This window comes from Streptomyces sp. G-G2 (genome assembly GCF_030063135.1).
GTDB lineage: Bacteria > Actinomycetota > Actinomycetes > Streptomycetales > Streptomycetaceae > Streptomyces.
The window spans coordinates 170,808-188,898 of record NZ_JASISO010000004.1 but is presented as its reverse complement, the minus strand read 5'-3'; the positions used below and the strand labels follow the sequence as shown (position 1 = coordinate 188,898).

The 18,091-nt window shown below is 69.8% G+C and carries 15 protein-coding genes; 7 read left to right on the top strand and 8 right to left on the bottom strand.

The window, feature by feature from the left end; genetic code table 11:
* The first annotated feature begins 13 nt into the window (after positions 1 to 13).
* Positions 14 to 667: an MgtC/SapB family protein gene (locus tag QMF80_RS05210; protein ID WP_283449883.1), complete on the top strand. Its 654-nt coding sequence runs from the start codon at positions 14 to 16 to the stop codon at positions 665 to 667.
* 69 nt (positions 668 to 736) lie between these two features.
* Here QMF80_RS05210 and QMF80_RS05205 read toward each other — a convergent pair whose 3' ends face one another.
* From QMF80_RS05205 to QMF80_RS05185, 5 genes are all read right to left on the bottom strand, one after another.
* Complete coding sequence (locus QMF80_RS05205; RefSeq protein ID WP_283449881.1) at positions 737 to 1,663, bottom strand: carbohydrate ABC transporter permease; 927 nt, start codon at positions 1,661 to 1,663, stop codon at positions 737 to 739.
* A gap of 12 nt (positions 1,664 to 1,675) precedes the next feature.
* Positions 1,676 to 2,620, bottom strand: a complete 945-nt coding sequence (locus QMF80_RS05200) for a carbohydrate ABC transporter permease (protein WP_283449879.1) — start codon at positions 2,618 to 2,620, stop codon at positions 1,676 to 1,678.
* A gap of 77 nt (positions 2,621 to 2,697) precedes the next feature.
* Positions 2,698 to 4,149, bottom strand: a complete 1,452-nt coding sequence (gene ngcE / locus QMF80_RS05195; RefSeq protein WP_283450044.1) for an N-acetylglucosamine/diacetylchitobiose ABC transporter substrate-binding protein — start codon at positions 4,147 to 4,149, stop codon at positions 2,698 to 2,700.
* A gap of 309 nt (positions 4,150 to 4,458) precedes the next feature.
* Positions 4,459 to 7,173: an aconitate hydratase AcnA gene (acnA, locus tag QMF80_RS05190; RefSeq protein ID WP_283449877.1), complete on the bottom strand. Its 2,715-nt coding sequence runs from the start codon at positions 7,171 to 7,173 to the stop codon at positions 4,459 to 4,461.
* Between the two features lie 154 nt (positions 7,174 to 7,327).
* The gene (locus QMF80_RS05185; protein WP_502962773.1) at positions 7,328 to 8,389 is read right to left on the bottom strand and encodes a LacI family DNA-binding transcriptional regulator; all 1,062 of its coding nucleotides are present in this window, start codon (positions 8,387 to 8,389) and stop codon (positions 7,328 to 7,330) included.
* Positions 8,390 to 8,475: 86 nt separating this feature from the next.
* Here QMF80_RS05185 and QMF80_RS05180 point away from each other — a divergent pair, with 86 nt between their 5' ends.
* The 5 genes from QMF80_RS05180 to QMF80_RS05160 all read left to right on the top strand — a co-directional run bounded on the left by QMF80_RS05180 (position 8,476) and on the right by QMF80_RS05160 (position 13,977).
* Positions 8,476 to 10,407 carry an amidohydrolase gene (locus QMF80_RS05180; RefSeq protein ID WP_283449873.1) on the top strand — a complete coding sequence of 644 codons (1,932 nt, stop codon included), beginning with the start codon at positions 8,476 to 8,478 and terminating at the stop codon, positions 10,405 to 10,407.
* A 310-nt stretch (positions 10,408 to 10,717) separates the two neighbouring features.
* Positions 10,718 to 11,068 carry a MarR family winged helix-turn-helix transcriptional regulator gene (locus QMF80_RS05175; RefSeq protein ID WP_349372180.1) on the top strand — a complete coding sequence of 117 codons (351 nt, stop codon included), beginning with the start codon at positions 10,718 to 10,720 and terminating at the stop codon, positions 11,066 to 11,068.
* Positions 11,069 to 11,125: 57 nt separating this feature from the next.
* Positions 11,126 to 12,655 (top strand): helix-turn-helix domain-containing protein, encoded by a 1,530-nt coding sequence (locus QMF80_RS05170; protein ID WP_283449871.1) that lies wholly within the window; start codon positions 11,126 to 11,128, stop codon positions 12,653 to 12,655.
* Positions 12,656 to 12,910: 255 nt separating this feature from the next.
* Positions 12,911 to 13,303: a hypothetical protein gene (locus QMF80_RS05165; RefSeq protein ID WP_283449869.1), complete on the top strand. Its 393-nt coding sequence runs from the start codon at positions 12,911 to 12,913 to the stop codon at positions 13,301 to 13,303.
* A 5-nt stretch (positions 13,304 to 13,308) separates the two neighbouring features.
* Positions 13,309 to 13,977 carry a nucleotidyl transferase AbiEii/AbiGii toxin family protein gene (locus tag QMF80_RS05160; protein WP_283450042.1) on the top strand — a complete coding sequence of 223 codons (669 nt, stop codon included), beginning with the start codon at positions 13,309 to 13,311 and terminating at the stop codon, positions 13,975 to 13,977.
* On the opposite strand, the gene QMF80_RS05155 is transcribed toward QMF80_RS05160, so the two are convergent.
* The 3 genes from QMF80_RS05155 to QMF80_RS05145 form a co-directional block, all read right to left on the bottom strand.
* A complete protein-coding gene (locus QMF80_RS05155; protein ID WP_283449868.1) occupies positions 13,889 to 15,955 on the bottom strand; it encodes a DUF4011 domain-containing protein in 2,067 nt (688 codons plus the stop codon). The genes QMF80_RS05160 and QMF80_RS05155 overlap by 89 nt on opposite strands.
* Positions 15,952 to 16,308 (bottom strand): hypothetical protein, encoded by a 357-nt coding sequence (locus QMF80_RS05150; RefSeq protein WP_283449866.1) that lies wholly within the window; start codon positions 16,306 to 16,308, stop codon positions 15,952 to 15,954. Before QMF80_RS05150 ends, QMF80_RS05155 begins: the two co-directional genes overlap by 4 nt.
* Before the next feature lie 182 nt (positions 16,309 to 16,490).
* The gene (locus QMF80_RS05145) at positions 16,491 to 16,715 is read right to left on the bottom strand and encodes a hypothetical protein (RefSeq protein ID WP_283449864.1); all 225 of its coding nucleotides are present in this window, start codon (positions 16,713 to 16,715) and stop codon (positions 16,491 to 16,493) included.
* An 842-nt stretch (positions 16,716 to 17,557) separates the two neighbouring features.
* On the opposite strand from QMF80_RS05145, the gene QMF80_RS05140 reads away from it, so the two are divergent.
* Entirely contained in the window at positions 17,558 to 18,070 is a 513-nt protein-coding gene (locus tag QMF80_RS05140; protein ID WP_283449862.1) for an excalibur calcium-binding domain-containing protein, read from the top strand.
* Positions 18,071 to 18,091: the final 21 nt, after the last annotated feature.

Genomic DNA, 18,091 nt, shown 5'->3' with positions numbered 1-18,091 from the left:
GAGGGAGAGGCCGATGATGCCGACCGAATGGGAGATGGCCGGGCACCTGGCCGCCGCGCTCGGGTTCGGGGCGGCGATCGGCCTGGAGCGGCAGTGGCGGGCCCGGATGGCGGGGCTGCGGACGAACGCCCTGGTGGCCGGGGGCGCGGCGCTGTTCGTGCTGCTCTCGCAGTACGGGTTCATGAGCGAGGTGTCCCAGGTCCAGTACGACGGCTCGCGGGTCGCGGCGCAGATCGTGTCCGGGATCGGCTTCCTGGGCGCCGGTGTGATCATGCGCGACGGGCTGAGCGTTCGAGGCCTGAACACGGCGGCCACCCTGTGGTGTTCGGCGGCCGTGGGCTGCCTGGCCGGGACCGGGATGTTCGTCCTCGCGGCCTTCGGCACGGCGGGCGTGGTGGGGGCCAACCTCCTGCTGCGCCCGCTGGGCCGGCGTCTGGACCGTGAACCGCGGGGCGGGGCCGAGGTGGCCACCGACCTCCACTTCGAGGCGGTGTGCCTGGAGGCGGAGGAGGCCCACATCCGCCACCGGCTGGTCGACGCGCTGGGCCGGCCCGGCTACCAGCTGCGCTCGATCCGCAGCCAGGACGGCCCGAAGGAGGGCCTGGTGACGGTGTCGGCGCTGCTGACCGCCGAGGGGGCCGGGGCCGGGCGCTGGAGGAAGCGGTGAGCAACCTCTCGCTCGATCCCTCGGTCTCGGCGGTCAGCTGGTCGGTGGTGCCGGATCCCTCGGCCTCGGCTACTTGAGGGTGGCGGAGGTCAGTCCGGCCTGGATCTGGCGCTGGAAGGAGAGGTAGACCACCAGCATCGGGATCATCGCGATGGTGACACCGGCGAAGAGCACCGGCAGGTCCGTCTCGTAGCCCATCTGGTACTGGAGCTGGATCAGGCCCTGGGTGAGCATGTAGCGCTCGGGGTCCGATCCGCTCTGGGGCTGCATCAGCACGGCGGGCAGGATGTACTGGTTCCACTGGCCCAGGACATTGAATATCCCGACGGAGATCAGGCCGGGCTTGGCCATCGGCAGCATCACCTGGAAGAAGATCCGGGTGTCGGACGCCCCGTCGATCACCGCCGCCTCGTACACCGCCGTCGGCAGCGTGCGGAAGAACGAGTGCATGAAGAACACGGTGAACGGCATCGAGTAGGCGATGTACACCAGGATCAGGCCCTGGAAGCTGTTGAGCATGTCGAGCCGCTTGACCATGAAGAACAGCGGTACGAGCGCCAGGAACACGGGGAACATCGCCCCGCTGACGAAGAAGTAGTAGATGATCCGGTTGCCCTTGAAGGGGTACCGGGCCAGCACGTACGCCGCCATCGAGCCCAGCAGCATGGTCAGCGGGACCGAGAACACCATCACGATGAGGGTGTTGCCGAAGTAGTCGCCGATGCCCTTGTCCCAGGCGCGGCTGAAGGCGTCGAAGTGCCAGTTGGAGGGCCAGCCCAGGGCCGAGCCGCCGATCTGGCTGTCGGTCTTGAAGGAACCGAGCGCCAGCCAGATCAGGGGCAGGACGATCAATATGGCCCAGACGGCGAGGAAGCCGTGCGAGAAGACGTTGAGCACCGCGCCCTCGGAGCGGCCGCCGCCGCCGGCTCTGGCCGGCTTCTTGCGGTCGGTCCGCTCGGCGGAGGCCTCGTCGGGTGCCTTGGTCACTGTGGTCATCGTGTCTCCCGCTCAGAACTCGATGCGCTCGCGGCGGGTGGCGCGCAGCGTGATGAGGGAAAGGATCAGGGTGAGGATGAGCATGACGACGCCCATGGCGCAGGCGTAGCCGCTCTTGCCGAAGTACAGGAAGTTGCGCATCAGGACCGTCGCCATGACCTCGCCGTGGTGGTCGGGGCCGCCGCCGAACTGGCCCGACGTCATGGTCGACACGAGGACGAACATGTCCATCGCGGCGATGCCGAGATAGACCGCGGAGGTCTGCACAGCGTCCCACAGCAGGGGCAGCGTCACCTTGATGAAGGTCTGGGCGCGCCCCGCGCCATCGAGCAGCGCGGCCTCGTAGATGTCCTTGGGGACGGTCTGCATCGCGGCCGAGAAGAGCACCAGGTAGAAGCCGACCCCGTGCCAGACGACCACGGCGAGCATGCACCACAGCACCAGGTCGGGCTCGTTGAGCCATTCGATGGGGTGCAGCCGGTCGATGATGTGCAGCTTGGTCAGCATGCCGTTGAGCAGGCCGCCCTCGTCGCTGCGGTAGACGGCGCCGAAGAGCACGGCGAGGATCGCGAGGGAGAGGACCTGCGGGAAGAAGTAGACGATCTTGTAGAAGGCCGCGCCCCGGACGCCCCGCACACCGCCGGCGCCGCTGCGCCCTCCGACGTTCACCATGAAGGCGAAGAAGAGGGCCAGCAGGATGGTGATGGTCGGGACGAACACCAGGAGGAACAGGTTGTGCAGCAGGGCGCCCCGGAAGACCTCGTCCTTCATCAGGGTCGAATAGTTGTCCAGGCCGACGAAGTCGAACGTCGGCGACTGTCCCGACCAGTTGGTGAAGGAATAGCCGAACGTCTGAATGTACGGCCAGATGACAAAGGTCAGATACAGCGCGAGCGGCAGGAGCAGGAATCCGGCGATGAAGCCGACCTGTCCCTTGCCCCGGGCTACGTGGCTCATGGTGTCCGTCCCTGATGGTTCGCCCGGCTCCCGCCGGGTGGTGCCCCCGGCCGGGGTGCCGGCCGGAGGCGATGGCGTCAGCTGCGGTGGTTGTTCTTGGCGTTGGGGTCCTTGGCCGCCTTGTCTACCGCAGCCTGGGCCCGCTTGATCCATTCCTTCGGCTGAATTCGCTTGGCCATCAGCTCATTGGACGCGGCCTGGATCTCGTTGTCCATCTCGCTGTACCAGTCCGGGTACAGGTAGGCGAAGGTGTTGGTGCTCGCGGCCTTCAGGGCGGTCACGGCCGACTCGGTGCCCGGGCGCAGCTTGACGTTGGGGTCCACGCCGTCCTTGACCACGGTCAGGGAGTTGGCCTGCTGGGCGAAGAGGGTCGACCATTCGCGCGAGAGCATCGAGCGGAGGAACTCCAGGCCCCCGGCCTTGTTGGCGGCCTTCTCCGGGACGATGAAGGGCTCGCCCGCACCGGCGCGGATGGCCTCGAAGGGCATCTTGCTGTCGGCCAGGACCGGCACCGGCAGGAACTTCATGTCGAAGTCGTCCGGGGTCTGCTTGAGCTGCTCGTTCTCCAGCCAGGAGCCGGAGGGGATGAAGGCGGCCTTGTACTGGTTCCAGGCGGTCTGCGACTCCGTGTGGGTCAGACCGTTGGTGCCCGGCATCAGGAGGTCCTTCTCGACGACCTCGTAGACGGCTTCGACGGCGGCGAGGGCGGCCGGGTTGTCCGCGAAGGCCTTGGGGTCGAGGTTGTCGATCGCCTTGACGGCTTCGATGCCGCCCTTCTTGGCGATGAGGTCCATGATGACGACATTGATGTAGTACGGGAACTTGCCCTGGTGGGCGAGGCCGCCGATGCCCGCCGCCTTGGCCTTGCCGCAGACGTCGAGGAACTGGTCCCAGGTCTTGGGCTCGGCCCAGCCCTTCTCCTTGAAGAGCTTGCCGGAGTACCAGAGGCCGAACACCGTGTAGACGTAGTAGAGGGCGACGAACTTGCCCTCCTGCGTGCCCTGCTCGACGGTGCCGGGAAGGAGCATGTCCCGGACCTTCTTGGTCGGGTCGTCGAGCGAGGGGGCGTCCAGCACCTGGGTCAGGTCGGTGAGCTGGCCGCCCTTGGCCAGCACGTCGACCTTGATCTGCTGGGCGCCGGAGTCGTCGACGACGTCCGGCGGGTTGCCGCCGTTGAAGCGGGGCTGGAGCTTGGCGGTGATCTCCTGGGTGCCGAGGTGGGTGCTGGTGGTGCCCCACTTCTTGTCGAAGGCCGCTTCCCATGCCTTCGCGTAGTCGTCGCCGAAGCCGCCCTTGAAGACGACGACATCCATCTTGCTGCCCTTGGCCACGGCGAAGGGGTTGTCCTTGGTCGCGGTCCCCTTCGAGGCGGTGCCGGAAGGGGTGTCGCCGCCGCCGGAGGCGCAGGCGGACAGGAAGCTCATCGTCGGCACGGCGATCAGGCCGAGCGCGGCCGAGCGCCGGATCAGGTCGCGGCGGCCGAGGCCCTCACCGTTGTTCTGCTCGCCCTGGGCGGAGATGGATCCCATGCTCATGTCCTCGCCTTCGTCAGAAGTGTGAAGGAGGGCCGGAAGTCACGGCAGTTGCCGTGCATGCGGACATCACCGCAGGTCCCCGCCCGTCCCCCGGTCCGGCGCCGCGAGTGACGCGATAGTCCGGACGGGCACAGGTATAGTCCACTTCCGCTCGGGTGAGCAAGATCATGCACAGAGAAGACCTTGGGTTTTTCCGAGTTGAGACCTCACCGTCACCTGGCCCCGCCCGCCGGAGGGTGTCCGGGACAACGAAAAGGGCCGTACCCCCTCTAACGGGGGTACGGCCCTTTGGTGCCGATGTGCTTAGTTGCGGATGAGGTTCCGCAGCACGTACTGCATGATGCCGCCGTTGCGGTAGTAGTCCGCCTCGCCCGGGGTGTCGATCCGGACGACCGCGTCGAAGTCGACACCGGTGTCGGTGGTGACCTTGACGGTGCGCGGGGTGGTGCCGTTGTTCAGCTCCTCCACACCGGTGAAGGAGAAGGTCTCCTCGCCGGTCAGCCCCAGGGAGGCCGCCGTGACGCCCTCCGGGTACTGGAGCGGCAGGACGCCCATGCCGATGAGGTTGGAGCGGTGGATGCGCTCGTAGGACTCGGCGATGACGGCCTTGACGCCGAGCAGCGCGGTGCCCTTGGCGGCCCAGTCGCGGGACGAGCCCGAGCCGTACTCCTTGCCCGCCAGGATGACCAGCGGGATGCCGGCGGCCTGGTAGTTCTGCGAGGCGTCGTAGATGAACGCGACCGGCGCGCCGTCGACGGTGAAGTCGCGGGTGAAGCCGCCCTCGGTGCCCGCCGCGATCTGGTTGCGGAGGCGGATGTTGGCGAAGGTACCGCGGATCATGACCTCGTGGTTGCCGCGGCGGGAACCGTACGAGTTGAAGTCGCGGCGCTCGACACCGTGCTCGGTGAGGTACTTGCCCGCCGGGGTGTCGGCCTTGATCGCACCGGCCGGGGAGATGTGGTCGGTGGTGACCGAGTCGCCCAGCTTGGCCAGCACACGGCCGCCGACGATGTCGGAGACCGGGGTGGTCTCCATCGTCATGCCCTCGAAGTAAGGGGGCTTGCGGACGTAGGTGGACTGCGGGTCCCACTCGAAGGTGTTGCCGGTCGGGATCTCCAGCGCCTGCCACTGCGCGTCGCCCGCGAAGACGTCCTGGTAGGACTTGTTGAACATGTCCTCGCCGATGGAGTTCGCGACGACGTCGTTGACCTCGGCCTCCGACGGCCAGATGTCCGCGAGGAAGACCGGCTTGCCGTCGAGGTCCGTGCCGAGGGCGTCCTTGGCGATGTCCACCTTCATGGAGCCCGCGATGGCGTACGCGACGACCAGCGGCGGCGACGCCAGGTAGTTCATCTTGACGTCGGGGTTGATCCGGCCCTCGAAGTTGCGGTTGCCCGAGAGGACCGAGGTGACCGCGAGGTCGGCGTCGTTGATCGCCTTCGAGATCTCCTCGTCCAGCGGACCGGAGTTTCCGATGCAGGTGGTGCAGCCGTACCCGACGAGGTTGAAGCCCAGCTTGTCGAGGTACGGGGTCAGACCCGCCTTGTCGAAGTAGTCGGTGACGACCTTCGAACCCGGGGCGAGGGTGGTCTTGACCCACGGCTTGCGGGTCAGGCCCTTCTCGGCCGCCTTCTTGGCCACGAGCGCCGCGGCGACCATGACGTAGGGGTTCGAGGTGTTGGTGCACGAGGTGATCGCGGCGACGGTGACGGCGCCGTGGTCGATCTCGAAGGAGGTGCCGTCGGCCAGCGTGACCAGGGTCGGCTTGGTGGGCACGCCGTTGGCGGTGGCCGGGGAGTCGGACGCGGGGAAGGACTCCTTGCCCGCCTCCTCGTCGTCGCTGACGTAGTTGCGTACGTCGACGGCGAACTGCTGGGCGGCGTTCGCGAGGACGATGCGGTCCTGCGGACGCTTCGGGCCGGCGATGGAGGGGACGACCGTGGAGAGGTCGAGCTCCAGCTTCTCGGAGAAGTCGGGCTCGGCGGCCGGGTCCAGCCACAGACCCTGCGCCTTGGCGTACGCCTCGACGAGCGCGACCTGCTGGGCGTCGCGGCCCGTCAGGCGCAGGTACTTCAGGGTCTCGTCGTCGATCGGGAAGATCGCGGCGGTGGAACCGAACTCCGGCGACATGTTGCCGATGGTGGCGCGGTTCGCGAGCGAGGTCGCGGCGACGCCCTGGCCGTAGAACTCGACGAACTTGCCGACGACGCCGTGCTTGCGCAGCATCTCGGTGATCGTGAGCACCAGGTCGGTGGCGGTCGTACCGGCGGGCAGCTCACCCGTCAGCTTGAAGCCGACGACGCGCGGGATCAGCATGGAGACCGGCTGGCCGAGCATCGCGGCCTCGGCCTCGATGCCGCCGACGCCCCAGCCCAGCACGCCCAGGCCGTTGACCATGGTGGTGTGCGAGTCGGTGCCGACGAGGGTGTCGGGGTACGCCTGGCCGCCGCGGACCATGACCGTGCGGGCCAGGTGCTCGATGTTGACCTGGTGGACGATGCCGGTGCCCGGGGGGACGACCTTGAACTCGTCGAAGGCGGTCTGGCCCCAGCGCAGGAACTGGTAGCGCTCCTTGTTGCGGCCGTACTCCAGCTCCACGTTCTGCTGGAAGGCGTTGGCCGTGCCGAACTTGTCGGCGATGACCGAGTGGTCGATGACCAGCTCGGCCGGGGCCAGCGGGTTGATCTTGGAGGCGTCGCCGCCCAGCTCCTTCACGGCCTCGCGCATGGTGGCGAGGTCCACGACACACGGCACACCGGTGAAGTCCTGCATGATCACGCGGGCCGGCGTGAACTGGATCTCCTCACTCGGCTGGGCCTGCGAGTCCCAGTCGCCGAGCGCCCGGATGTGGGCGGCGGTGATGTTCGCGCCGTCCTCCGTGCGGAGCAGGTTCTCCAGCAGCACCTTCAGGCTGTAAGGCAGGCGGGCGGAGCCCTCCACCTTGTCCAGCTTGAAGATTTCGTACGACTCGTCGCCCACCTGCAGCGTGCTGCGGGCGTCGAAGCTGTTCGCCGACACGACAGTCTCCTTCATGCATGAATTCGCGCGTTCTACCGCATCCTGCCGCGTGGCACTGTGGCCATTCCGCTAAGGTGAGACTAAGTTAGGTAACCCTTACCCTTACGGGGGGCTGCGGCGCGCCTTCGGCAGTTATCTCGATGTCGAGATAACTCTAGTACATGTCCGGGCGCCGGGACGAAGCACGCACCCGCAGGCCTGCCGGAACGGTCAACTGGCCGGGCGATTCCGCTTGCCCCGACTCGACCAGGCTGACCAGCGCGGACACCGCCGATTCGGCGCTCCGCCCGGGGTCCAGCGTGACCGTGGTCACGGCGGGTTCACCCTCGGCATAGGCCGGATCCTCGCTCGCGCAGACCAGGAGCAGTGCGTCAGGTATGCGGAGTCCGTGGCGCGCGGCGGCGGCCAGCACCTGGCGGCCGCCCGGATCGTAGACCGCGTGGACGGCGTCGGGCCGCAGCCCCGGCGGGCCCGCGAACGCGGCGTCGAAGGCCCGGCCGTCGGTGTCGGCCGGGTCGAAGGGGATCAGCAGGGGTGCGCGGCCGCGCTCCGCGCACCACTGCCCGTACGCCGCGGTGACGGCGCCGGAGTAGAAGTCCCGGCCGTAGCCGCAGTGCAGGGCGATCCGCCGGGCCCCGGCCTCGGCCAGGTGGTCCAGCACCTCGCGGGTGGTGGCGGTGTGGTCGTTGTCGACCCAGACGTCGCCGGGGCGCGGGTCGTCGGGACGGCCGTCGAAGACCACCGGGAGCCCCCGGGCGCGCAGGGCCCGTAGCACCGGGTCGCCCGCCGGGCTGTCGAGCAGCAGCATCCCGTCGACGGCGAGGGTGTGCCAGAGCGGCTCGGCGCCGCGCTCGGCGGGCAGCGTGGTCAGGGCGTATCCGCGGGCGTGGGCGGCGGCGGTGGCGGCCGTCAGCCAGCGGGAGTAGTAGGCGACCTCGACGAAGTTCCAGGCGAAGCCCTCGAAGGTGGTCACGGCCAGCCCGAGGGCGCGGGTCCGGGTACGGGTGCGCGGGCCGCTGCGGGCGCCGTTGCCGGGGGCCGCGTACCCCAGGGCGGCGGCCAGCTCGCGGACCCGGCGCCGGGTGCCGGCGCCGAGCCTGCCGGTGCCGTTCAGGGCGTGCGAGACCGTCGCCGTGGACACCTCCGCGGCGCGGGCGATGTCGGCAAGGGTGGGTCCCCCGGACGGACCGGGCGCGCGGGTGGGCACGCGGGTCATCGTACGGATTCCGTCGCCGCGGGCGGGTTCCGGTTACGGGCTTAACCAAACAGTGTCCTGGTCACCTCGACGTGTCAGGAGTGGCCATGCCCCTTTCCCCTTCCCCCTCCATCCCTCCCGCCCCTTCCCGGGTGTCCCGGCGGGGCGTGCTCGCGGCGGCCGGGGCCGTGGGCGCGACGGGCCTGCTGGGCGCGGGCGCCGGTACGGCCTCGGCCGGGTCCTCCCCCGCCGGGCGCGGCCCGGCCGCGCTGGTGATCCACAACGCCCGGGTGTTCACCGGGACCTCCGGCGGCGCGGCGGTGGACGCGGTGGCGGTCGGCCGGGACGGAAAGATCCTGGCCACCGGGACCGGAGCGGCCCTGCGGCGGCTGGCGGGCCGGGACACCGAAGTGGTCGACGCCCGGGGCAACACCGTGATGAGCGGGATCCACGACGGGCACACCCATCCCCTGAACGCGGGCGAGCGGTCGATGCGGCCCTCGCTGGCGAGCGCGGAAACCACCGTGGCGCAGCTCCTGGAGATCCTCAACGGCTTCTTGGCCGACACCGGGGGCGCGGGCGCCGAACCGGACGGCTGGCTGGTGGTGGAGGACTGGAACCCGGTGGGCCTGCTGCCGTCGGGGACCCTGGCCCACCACACGATGCTGGACGCGCTGGCGACCCGGCGCCCGGTGGTCCTGGTCGGCGGCGACGGGCACAACATGTGGGCGAACCGGCGGGCGCTGGACATCGCGGGGATCACCGCGGCCACGCCCGACCCGGTCGGCGGGAAGATCGTGAAGGGGCCGGACGGGCAGCCCAGCGGGGTGCTCAAGGACGACGCCCAGGACCTGGTGCGGCGCCGTGTTCCGCAGCCCTCGCAGGCGGACGTGGTCGCGGCCTGCGCGAAGGTGCTGGAGCTGGCGGCCGCCTCGGGAGTGACGACGATGATGGACGCGCTGGTGGGGCGGCACGAGCTGATCCTCTACCAGGCGCTGGCCGGTGCGGGGCTGCTCCCGCAGCGCATCACCCCGGCGATCCGGCTGGACGCGGAGCAGGCCAAGGACGCGGCGGGCTCGCTCGCGTACGCGCGGGGGCTGCGGCGGGAGTTCGAGGGGGTGCCGGGGCTCCGGTTCGGGATGATCAAGGTGTTCCTGGACGGGGTGATCGAGTACCCGGCGCAGACGGCGGCGCTGCTGGAGCCGTACCTCGACGGGGCTGGCAGGCCGACGGACAACCGGGGCGAGCTGTACGTCGACGCCGGCGACTACGGGCGCCTGACCGCGGCCTTCAACCGGGCGGGCTGGCAGCTGCACGCGCACGGGCTGGGCGACAGGGCGGTACGGACGGCCCTCGACGGGTACGCCTACGCGCGGCGGGCCACCGGGCAGCGGGACGCGCGCAACACCGTCGCGCACCTCCAGATCGTGGACCCGGCCGACCTCAAGCGGTTCGCCCAGCTGGGCGTGGCGGCCTGCATGCAGTTGCAGTGGGCCTCGAAGGACACCTGGACCATGGAGGCGCTGCTCCCGTACATCGGCGCGCGGCGCCACCGCTGGCTCTACCCGGCGCGCAGCCTGGAGAAGGCCGGGGCGCGGCTGACCGGCGGTTCGGACTGGCCGGTGGACGAGCTCCAGGTGTGGAACCAGCTGCGCACGGCCATCGACCGCCAGGGGGCCTTCGGCGAGGGCGAGCTGTACCGGGAGCTGGAGGGGCTGAGCCGGACCTCGGCCCTGCGGATGCACACCGCGGGCACGGCCTGGCAGCTGCGCCAGGACGAGCTGACGGGCACGGTCGAGCGGGGCCGGGCGGCGGACCTGGTGCTGCTGGACCGGGACGTGACGCGCTGCCCGGTGCCGGACATCAGCGGTACGCAGGTCCGCCTCACCCTGGTCGGCGGCCGCGTGGTCCACGACGCGACCACCCCGACGGGCCGCGCGACCATGTCCCGCCTGACCCGCACCCCCCTCCCCCGCCCGAAGTCCCCCGCGTCCGCCCACACCCCCCGCCACACCGCCTGCGGCTGCACGAACGGGTGACGGGGGCGTCTGGCGGGGGCCCGGCTCGGGGGGACCGGCTCGGGGGGGGACCGGCTCGGGGGCTGCCCGGAGGGGTTGCGCCCGGCCCGGGTCGCCCGGGCGGGACACCTGGCCGGGCGCCTCTCGCCCCGCCCGGGCAGCGCTCGCCCGGCCCGGGACCCGCGGGACGGACCCCCATCCCCGACCCGGGGGCGAGGTGCGCCCCGCCGGGGCGGTGTTCGGGGAGCACTCACCCGGCACGGGACCCCGGGGCGGACTTCGCGTCGGCGGAACAGGGTTGGGCCGGGCGGCGGTTCACCCTGGGCCCCCTGTGCGGGGGCGTCACGACGAGTCCGCACCGGCCAGCCAGGCCGAACTCAGCGCCCGCACCGGCATCCACCGCAGCGACCTGGTCGCCGTCATCAACGAACTCGCCGGCCGCCACCTGGTCGAACGCACCCACGACCCCACCGACCGGCGGCGCAACGTCATCACCCTCACCCCCCAGGGCCGCCGCCACTCCCGACACCTGGGGCAACTCCTCGACGCGGCCCAGGAGGAACTCCTGTCCCCCCTGACCCCCGCGGAACGCGACCAGCTGACCCGGCTCCTCGGACGCCTCGTCACCCACCACACGGGCGGGCCGCATGGCGGCTCCCGGCCCGTGCCTGACGGTGGGTGACACCCGTCTGCCACACCCAACGCGATCTCCATCTCATATGTGAGATACGGTGCAGCCATGGCAGACGACTACCTCGTACGCATCGGCAAGCTCATCCGTGACGCCCGGCAGCACCGTGGCTGGACACAGAGTCAGCTCGCCGATGCGCTCGGCACCAGCCAGAGCGCGGTGAACCGCATCGAGCGCGGCAACCAAAACATCAGCCTTGAGATGATCGCCCGAATCGGTGAAGCGCTCGACAGCGAGATCGTGTCGCTGGGTTACTCCGGTCCGATGCACCTGCGGGTCGTCGGCGGCCGCCGCCTCTCCGGCGCCATCGACGTCAAGACCAGCAAGAACGCCTGCGTCGCGCTGCTCTGCGCGTCACTGCTCAACAAGGGCCGTACGGTCCTGCGCCGGGTCGCCCGCATCGAGGAGGTGTACCGCCTTCTGGAGGTACTCAGCTCCATCGGCGTACGCACCCGCTGGATCAACGGCGGCGTGGACCTGGAGCTGATCCCGCCCGCCAAGCTCGACATGGACGCGATGGACGCCGACGCGGCCCGCCGGACCCGGAGCATCATCATGTTCCTCGGCCCGCTGCTGCACCGGATGGACCACTTCCGGCTGCCCTACGCGGGCGGCTGCGACCTCGGCACCCGCACCATCGAGCCGCACATGATCGCCCTGCGCCGCTTCGGCCTGGACATCACCGCGACCGAGGGCATCTACCACGCCCAGGTCGAGGCCGGGGTCTCCCCCGACCGCCCGATCGTGCTGACCGAGCGCGGGGACACGGTCACCGAGAACGCCCTGCTCGCGGCCGCCCGCCACAACGGCGTCACCGTCATCCGCAACGCGTCCTCCAACTACATGGTCCAGGACCTGTGCTTCTTCCTGGAGGCGCTGGGCGTCGAGGTCGAGGGCGTCGGCACGACCACGCTGACCGTGCACGGCGTACCGAACATCGACGTGGACGTGGACTACTCCCCCTCCGAGGACCCGGTCGAGGCGATGAGCCTGCTCGCCGCCGCGGTCGTCACGGAGTCGGAGCTGACCATCCGCCGGGTCCCGATCGAGTTCATGGAGATCGAACTCGCGGTCCTGGAGGAGATGGGCCTCGACCACGACCGCTCGCCGGAGTACACGGCCGACAACGGCCGGACCCGCCTGGTGGACCTGACGGTGCGCCCTTCGAAGCTCGAAGCGCCGATCGACAAGATCCACCCCATGCCCTTCCCCGGGCTGAACATCGACAACGTCCCGTTCTTCGCCGCCATCGCGGCCGTGGCCCAGGGCCAGACCCTCATCCACGACTGGGTGTACGACAACCGGGCCATCTACCTGACCGACCTCAACCGCCTCGGTGGCCGCCTCCAGCTCCTAGACCCGCACCGCGTCCTGGTCGAGGGCCCCACCCGCTGGCGCGCCGCCGAAATGATGTGCCCCCCGGCCCTGCGCCCGGCGGTGGTCGTCCTGCTCGCGATGATGGCGGCGGAGGGCACCTCGGTGCTGCGCAACGTCTACGTCATCAACCGCGGCTACGAGGAACTGGCCGAGCGCCTCAACTCCGTCGGTGCCCAGATCGAGATCTTCCGGGACATCTGACCGGCTTGAGGAAAGTCGCCACCATACCCCTCCTGACCTGCATGAATGCGGGTACGGTGGGGTGTGACGGCGCCTCTGGGACTTTTCTGGGACTTTGCGCTGGGACCGGACGACTGGCGGCCTCCAGATGGTGTAAGGACCGTGTCGATGACGGCTACTCTCGGATCCCGCATGGGGCAGGAAGTGCGCCTATCCCCGGAGCGAGAACCCGCGCTTCATGACCCGCGCCACCTCTCCGGCCGCCATAATGGAGTCATGCCCTCCAGCCCACAACACCCCGCACCCAAGCCGAGGGACCTGTCTCGCGCGGACGCCGAGGACCTCATGCTGTACCGGGAGAAGTTCCGACTCCGGCTGCCTGAGTCGCTGGACGAGTTGCACGGCCCGACCGGAGGGGTCGTGGAGCTGCCGTTCCATATGGCCTGGTCCGGGATGACCTCATACGACATGGACAAGCCTCGCCAGCGCATGGGCCTGTACCGCACCGTCCTGCACGAGGGGCTGCGCGACGACCTGCGCCGCTACCTCAATCAGGATCTGCTCCTCCAGCTGTGGCCGGTGCTGCGCACACTCGTCGGCCGCAGCGTACGAGCCGTATGGGAAGACGCCTTCCCCCAGCTCTCCGCCCGCACGCGGACGGCCGCGTGACGGACATGCCGGAGCTGCACGCACGGCTCCTGGCGGATGTGATCGCCCTCGGTTCCCCGTATCCCCTGGTCCTCACCGGCGGGTACGCCGTGCGGGCTCACCGCCTCGTGAACCGCCCCAGCCAGGACCTTGATGTCGCCACAGAGAACCCGGCGCCGATGGCCGACATCGCGGCCGCGCTCCGCACCGGCCTGGCAGCCCTCGGCTGGACGGTTCACGCGCTGGAGACCGCCCCGCTGTCCGCCCGCTTCACCGTGACCGACCCGGCCACCGGGCAGGAGTGCGAAGTCGACATCCTCAAGGAGATCTTCTGGCGGCCGGTCGCCCAGAGCACGTACGGGCCCGTCCTCGCGGAGGAGGACGTGATCGGAACGAAGGTCCGTGCGCTTGCCGACCGTGGAGCACCCCGCGATCTGATCGACGTTTTCGCGGCCTCCCAGCGCTGGACCAATGCCGATCTCGAGGAGTTCGGGCGCCGCCATGCCCGTGGCCGCTTCGAGCACGAGGACCTGCAGGCGAACCTCACCGGCGCCGAGTGGACCGACGACGAAGCCTTCGCCGCCTATGGGCTCGATGACGCCACCATCACCGCTCTCCGCACCTGGGCCGTGGAGTGGGCCGACGACCTCGCGACCCGCCTCCTCGCAGAGTCCGACGATCCGGACACGGACTGAGCAGGTAGAAGCAGTCGGTAGCGGGCCTGTCCCACATCAAGCGGGCTGGGCAGGTCAGCTGGCGGGCAGGCTGCGGCCCAGCTAAGCCGCTTTGCAGCACCCGGTCGGTGAAGACGCCCTCGGCCTTCCCCCGGGCGGCGCGCACACCGTCCACCGCCTCACGCAGTGCCTGAGCGGCTGTGCGGGCCTGAGCCAGACCATCGGCAGTGAGCCAACCGGGCAACGGCTTGGCCTCCGTCGGCACTCCGGAAAGTGCGGCGACCCTGCCCAGGCGAAGGCCGTCGTCACAGGATGTGGGAGCGGGCAGACCGTATACCTGAGCCACAGCGGCCAGCGACTGCGCCGCTTGGTCCAGGGCCGCGGCATCCGCCAAAAGCCGGTCGGCGAGCATACGGGCGCTGTCGGCGGTGAGCGATTCGACGTCCACGGCCGGAGGAACCAGAACGGCGAGGGCTGCTTCCTCGGGCCCGGGTTCTGGCTCCACATCCGCAGGAAGTCGATCCCAGGCATCACCGAAGGCCTGCCTGGCCGGCAACTCGGCCTCGTTGGCATCACCCAAGCGGACCAGAAGGCCCTTCACCGCCGCGGTCAGCCCCTCCTCATCCGCGGTGAGCCAGTGCTTCGGCATCGCCGGCCGCGCTCCTGCGGTGCGCAGCAGCGATGCCAGGCGGGAGGCAGCCCTCATCCCCTCCCAACCGAGTTCCGCGAGAAGCTCTGCGTGCGGGCGCAGGGTCGTGCCGAGCCTGCCAAGGGCTTCTGATGCGAGGTCCAGTGCGCTCAGCGGATTTCCGCCGTCCTTCAGGCCGTACCAGGAGAACTCAGTACCTTCCAGCGCCGGACGCCAGGATCGGCTGACTCGGCGTGCACCCGCGATCGCCTGCTCCAGGCTCTCAGCGGTGAGGGCAGCCGCATCGAAGGAGCCGTCTGCGGGCAGCGGGTGAGCGCCGTCCAGCAGGGTGATGCGCCCCAAGGCGTCGTGAAGGGACATGCCAAGCCCTGGCCGGAGCTCATTCATCGCCGCGGCGTACCCGGAGAGTTCCTCGCGCAGCTCTCGGGCCTGTGCGAGGTCTCCCCGACCCCCGCCCGGCAAGGTGTGGCGCGGGGCTCCCAATGCCCGGCCGAGCTCCTGAGCCACCTGCTTTCGTCCCGCGCTGTTGCTGTGCAGCGCGAGCACGTAGTCGTCGAGGCCGACATCACCGAGGCGGTTTCGGACCACGTCCAGGGCAGCGGCCCTTTCGCTGACGAACAACACGGTGCGGCCCTTTTCCAAGAGGCCCGCGATCATGTTGGTGATGGTCTGGCTCTTGCCCGTGCCGGGCGGCCCGTTCATCACGAAGCTGCGGCCCTCAACCGCTGCGGCGACGCACTGCCGCTGGGAAGAGTCGGCATCAAGTACCAGGGGCGCTTGCTCAGGCGGCTGTATCGCGTCGATGCGGTCGATGTCCGCGGCCTCGAACGCGAAGGTCCGTGGTGAGATGCCGGAGTCGGCGCCGAGGCCGACGGCCCGCACCAAGGTGCTGCTCAGAACCCGGTCCGCGTTGTCCAGCAGGTCGCGGTACATCACCTCCTTGCTGGAGTTGAAGGTGTCCAGAACGATTCGGCTGGTCACCTGCCAGCCCTGGATTCCTTTCACCGCACGTCGGACGCCCGCGATCAGCTCCGGGATGTCGCTCTGCTCCAGTTGGTCCGGGCGGGGCCACTCAATGCCGAGTGCGGGGTTGAGAACCGGCTCCTCATCCACGTTGGACTTGAGCACATAGGAGTCTCCACGGCGCCGTTCGAGTATCACGGGCACCATGACGAGGGGTGAGCTGAAACCCTTCTCCGCGGACGGGGCCGGCTTCCAGTCGAGGAAGCCCACGCCCAGATGCAGGACCCACAGGCCGTAGTCGTTGTACTTCTCACGCGCAACCGTCGCGAGGCGACGCAGGTGCCGGTCCTGATCTGCCTGGGTGACCTTGGAGGTCGTAAGGTTCACGACCGGGCGGCCGGTGCCGATCCCGCACGGGAAGCGGGGGTGTCGATGGGGCGGGCTCCCGTGGCAGCCACCGCAGCAGCCTTAGCCATCGTTACCCCGCTGCCGCTGAGCGCACTGCTCTCGGCCTTGGTCCGTTCCTCCTCGACAGGGGCGAAGCCGCAGCCGCGGGTGAGCCCCTCCAGAGTGGTGAGCAGACCGGGTTCTACGAGGTCCATGCCCACGGACGAGGACCGACGCTGATAGTTGAGGAGTCGGTTGCGGAAGCTCAAGTCGATGAGGGAGTCCCGCCAGGACCCCAACAGCTTCTCGAGTCGCACACGGTCGGCCCGCGCCATGGGGTGTTGGAGGGTCATGCAGTGCGGCTCCGTTCGCTCATGACAGGGCATGGAACGCGTGAAGAAATAGCTGGAGCACACCGACCCGTCACGGCAGCATCCCGTGGAGCCGGATCTTGGGCCGCCGCCGAGAGAATTCCTGGTGATGACGTCCAGATTCGGGCAGGGCTGCATTGCCCGGACGCCACAGATTCATGACGTCAGACGTGAGTCATCCCGCAGGGTGCATCTATCCAGAGCTGCCGGATGACTCCGGTGCGCTGGAGTTCCCGCACGTGTTCCACTGCGCGCAGCGGTGCCGGACCGCCCCCGATCAGAATCCCGGCCTCGATGTTGCGGTCGACTCCCGCCTGGGTGAAGTTGGCGCTGGTCGTCAGCAGGGTGCGCCGGTCGGCAACCCGCCAGCTTGGCGTGGGTCTTGGCACCGGGCTCCGACCTGTTGTCGACCGGCCAGTGCCAGATCCGCGCACCGCTCACGCCGCTGAAGGCGGACGCCCGTTCCGTGCCGGACAGTGCGCTGCCCGCGCCTTGGAGGGTCTCAACAACGATGTGGATGCCCACTCCCCGTGCCGCGGCGTCCCGGAGCACCTGCACGAGCGGTTCGTAGCGGCGCGCGGAGTACGTCATCAGTGTGCGTTCCTCCTGTGCCGCGGCGATGAGCCCCAGCAGTGCGCGACTCGTGGATCTCACCGGTACCCAGGGGGACGACGGGCCGCTCCAGACCGGCGAGACCTCCTGCGGCCGGTCGCGCCGGGCGCAGCCGGCGGACAGTCCGTCCTGCGCGGCGGCGTCCAGCACGGCCGCTGCGGCCTCCGCTAAGCGGCATCGCATCCGTGTGGGACTTTCCTGGGACTTTCGGCTGCATCAAGCGGCACGACAGTGAAAGAAGGGAAATATCATCTTCCCTGCTCAGAGGCCCCCTGCTGTCGATCTGTGCAGGTGGCAGAGCTGCCGAGTCTTTTCCGGGACATCTAGGCCGAATCGGCGTACCGCGCCCGGCCGGTTGCTGTCCTGAACCGGTTGGGCCAAGTACCCCACGCGGGGCGGGTGGGCGCGCGTAGGCTGCGGGCTTTGTTCCGTTCTGACCTGTGGGGGGTCCATCGTGTTCGTTCACCGTGGCATAGCGGCTGCCGTCGTCGTGAGTGCGGTTCTGCTCGTCGGGGCCGGGTGTGAGGATCCGGCCCCGAAGGCGGCCGACAACAGACCCGTCGCGGCGACGACGGGGGCGCCGTCGTCGCCGAGCCCGTCCGTGGCGGCGGCTCCGGTGATGCCTTCGGTCATCGGGAAGAAGTTCACCGAGGCCGAGACCGCCGTCAAGGCACTGGTCACCCGGCCCGTCGAGGCGCGCAGCGCCTACGCCGACGTGTCCCTCGCCCAGGACCACGCGCAGTGGGCGGTCTGCTTCCAGACCCCCGCGGCGGGGGCCGGGGTGGCGGCCGGCACGGCCGTGGAGCTGTCGCTGGTCGCCCCCGGTACGCCGTGCCCGGACCGGGCGGGGGCCACGCTGAAGCCCTCGAAGGCGCCCGTGCCCGTCGCCAGTGCGACGCCCAAGCCGGTGCCCAAGCCGAAGGCCAGCGTGCCCACCGACGCCGGGAGCACCGGCGGGGACGGTGGCGCCAGCGGGAGCGGGAGCGGCGGCACCACGGGCGGCGGGTCGGCCGCCTACTACAAGAACTGCACCGAGGCCCGGGCCGCCGGGGCGGCGCCCATCCATCGCGGTCAGCCCGGTTACCGCAGCGCCCTCGACCGGGACAACGACGGGATCGCCTGCGACACGTGACCCCGGCCCACGGACTGGCCG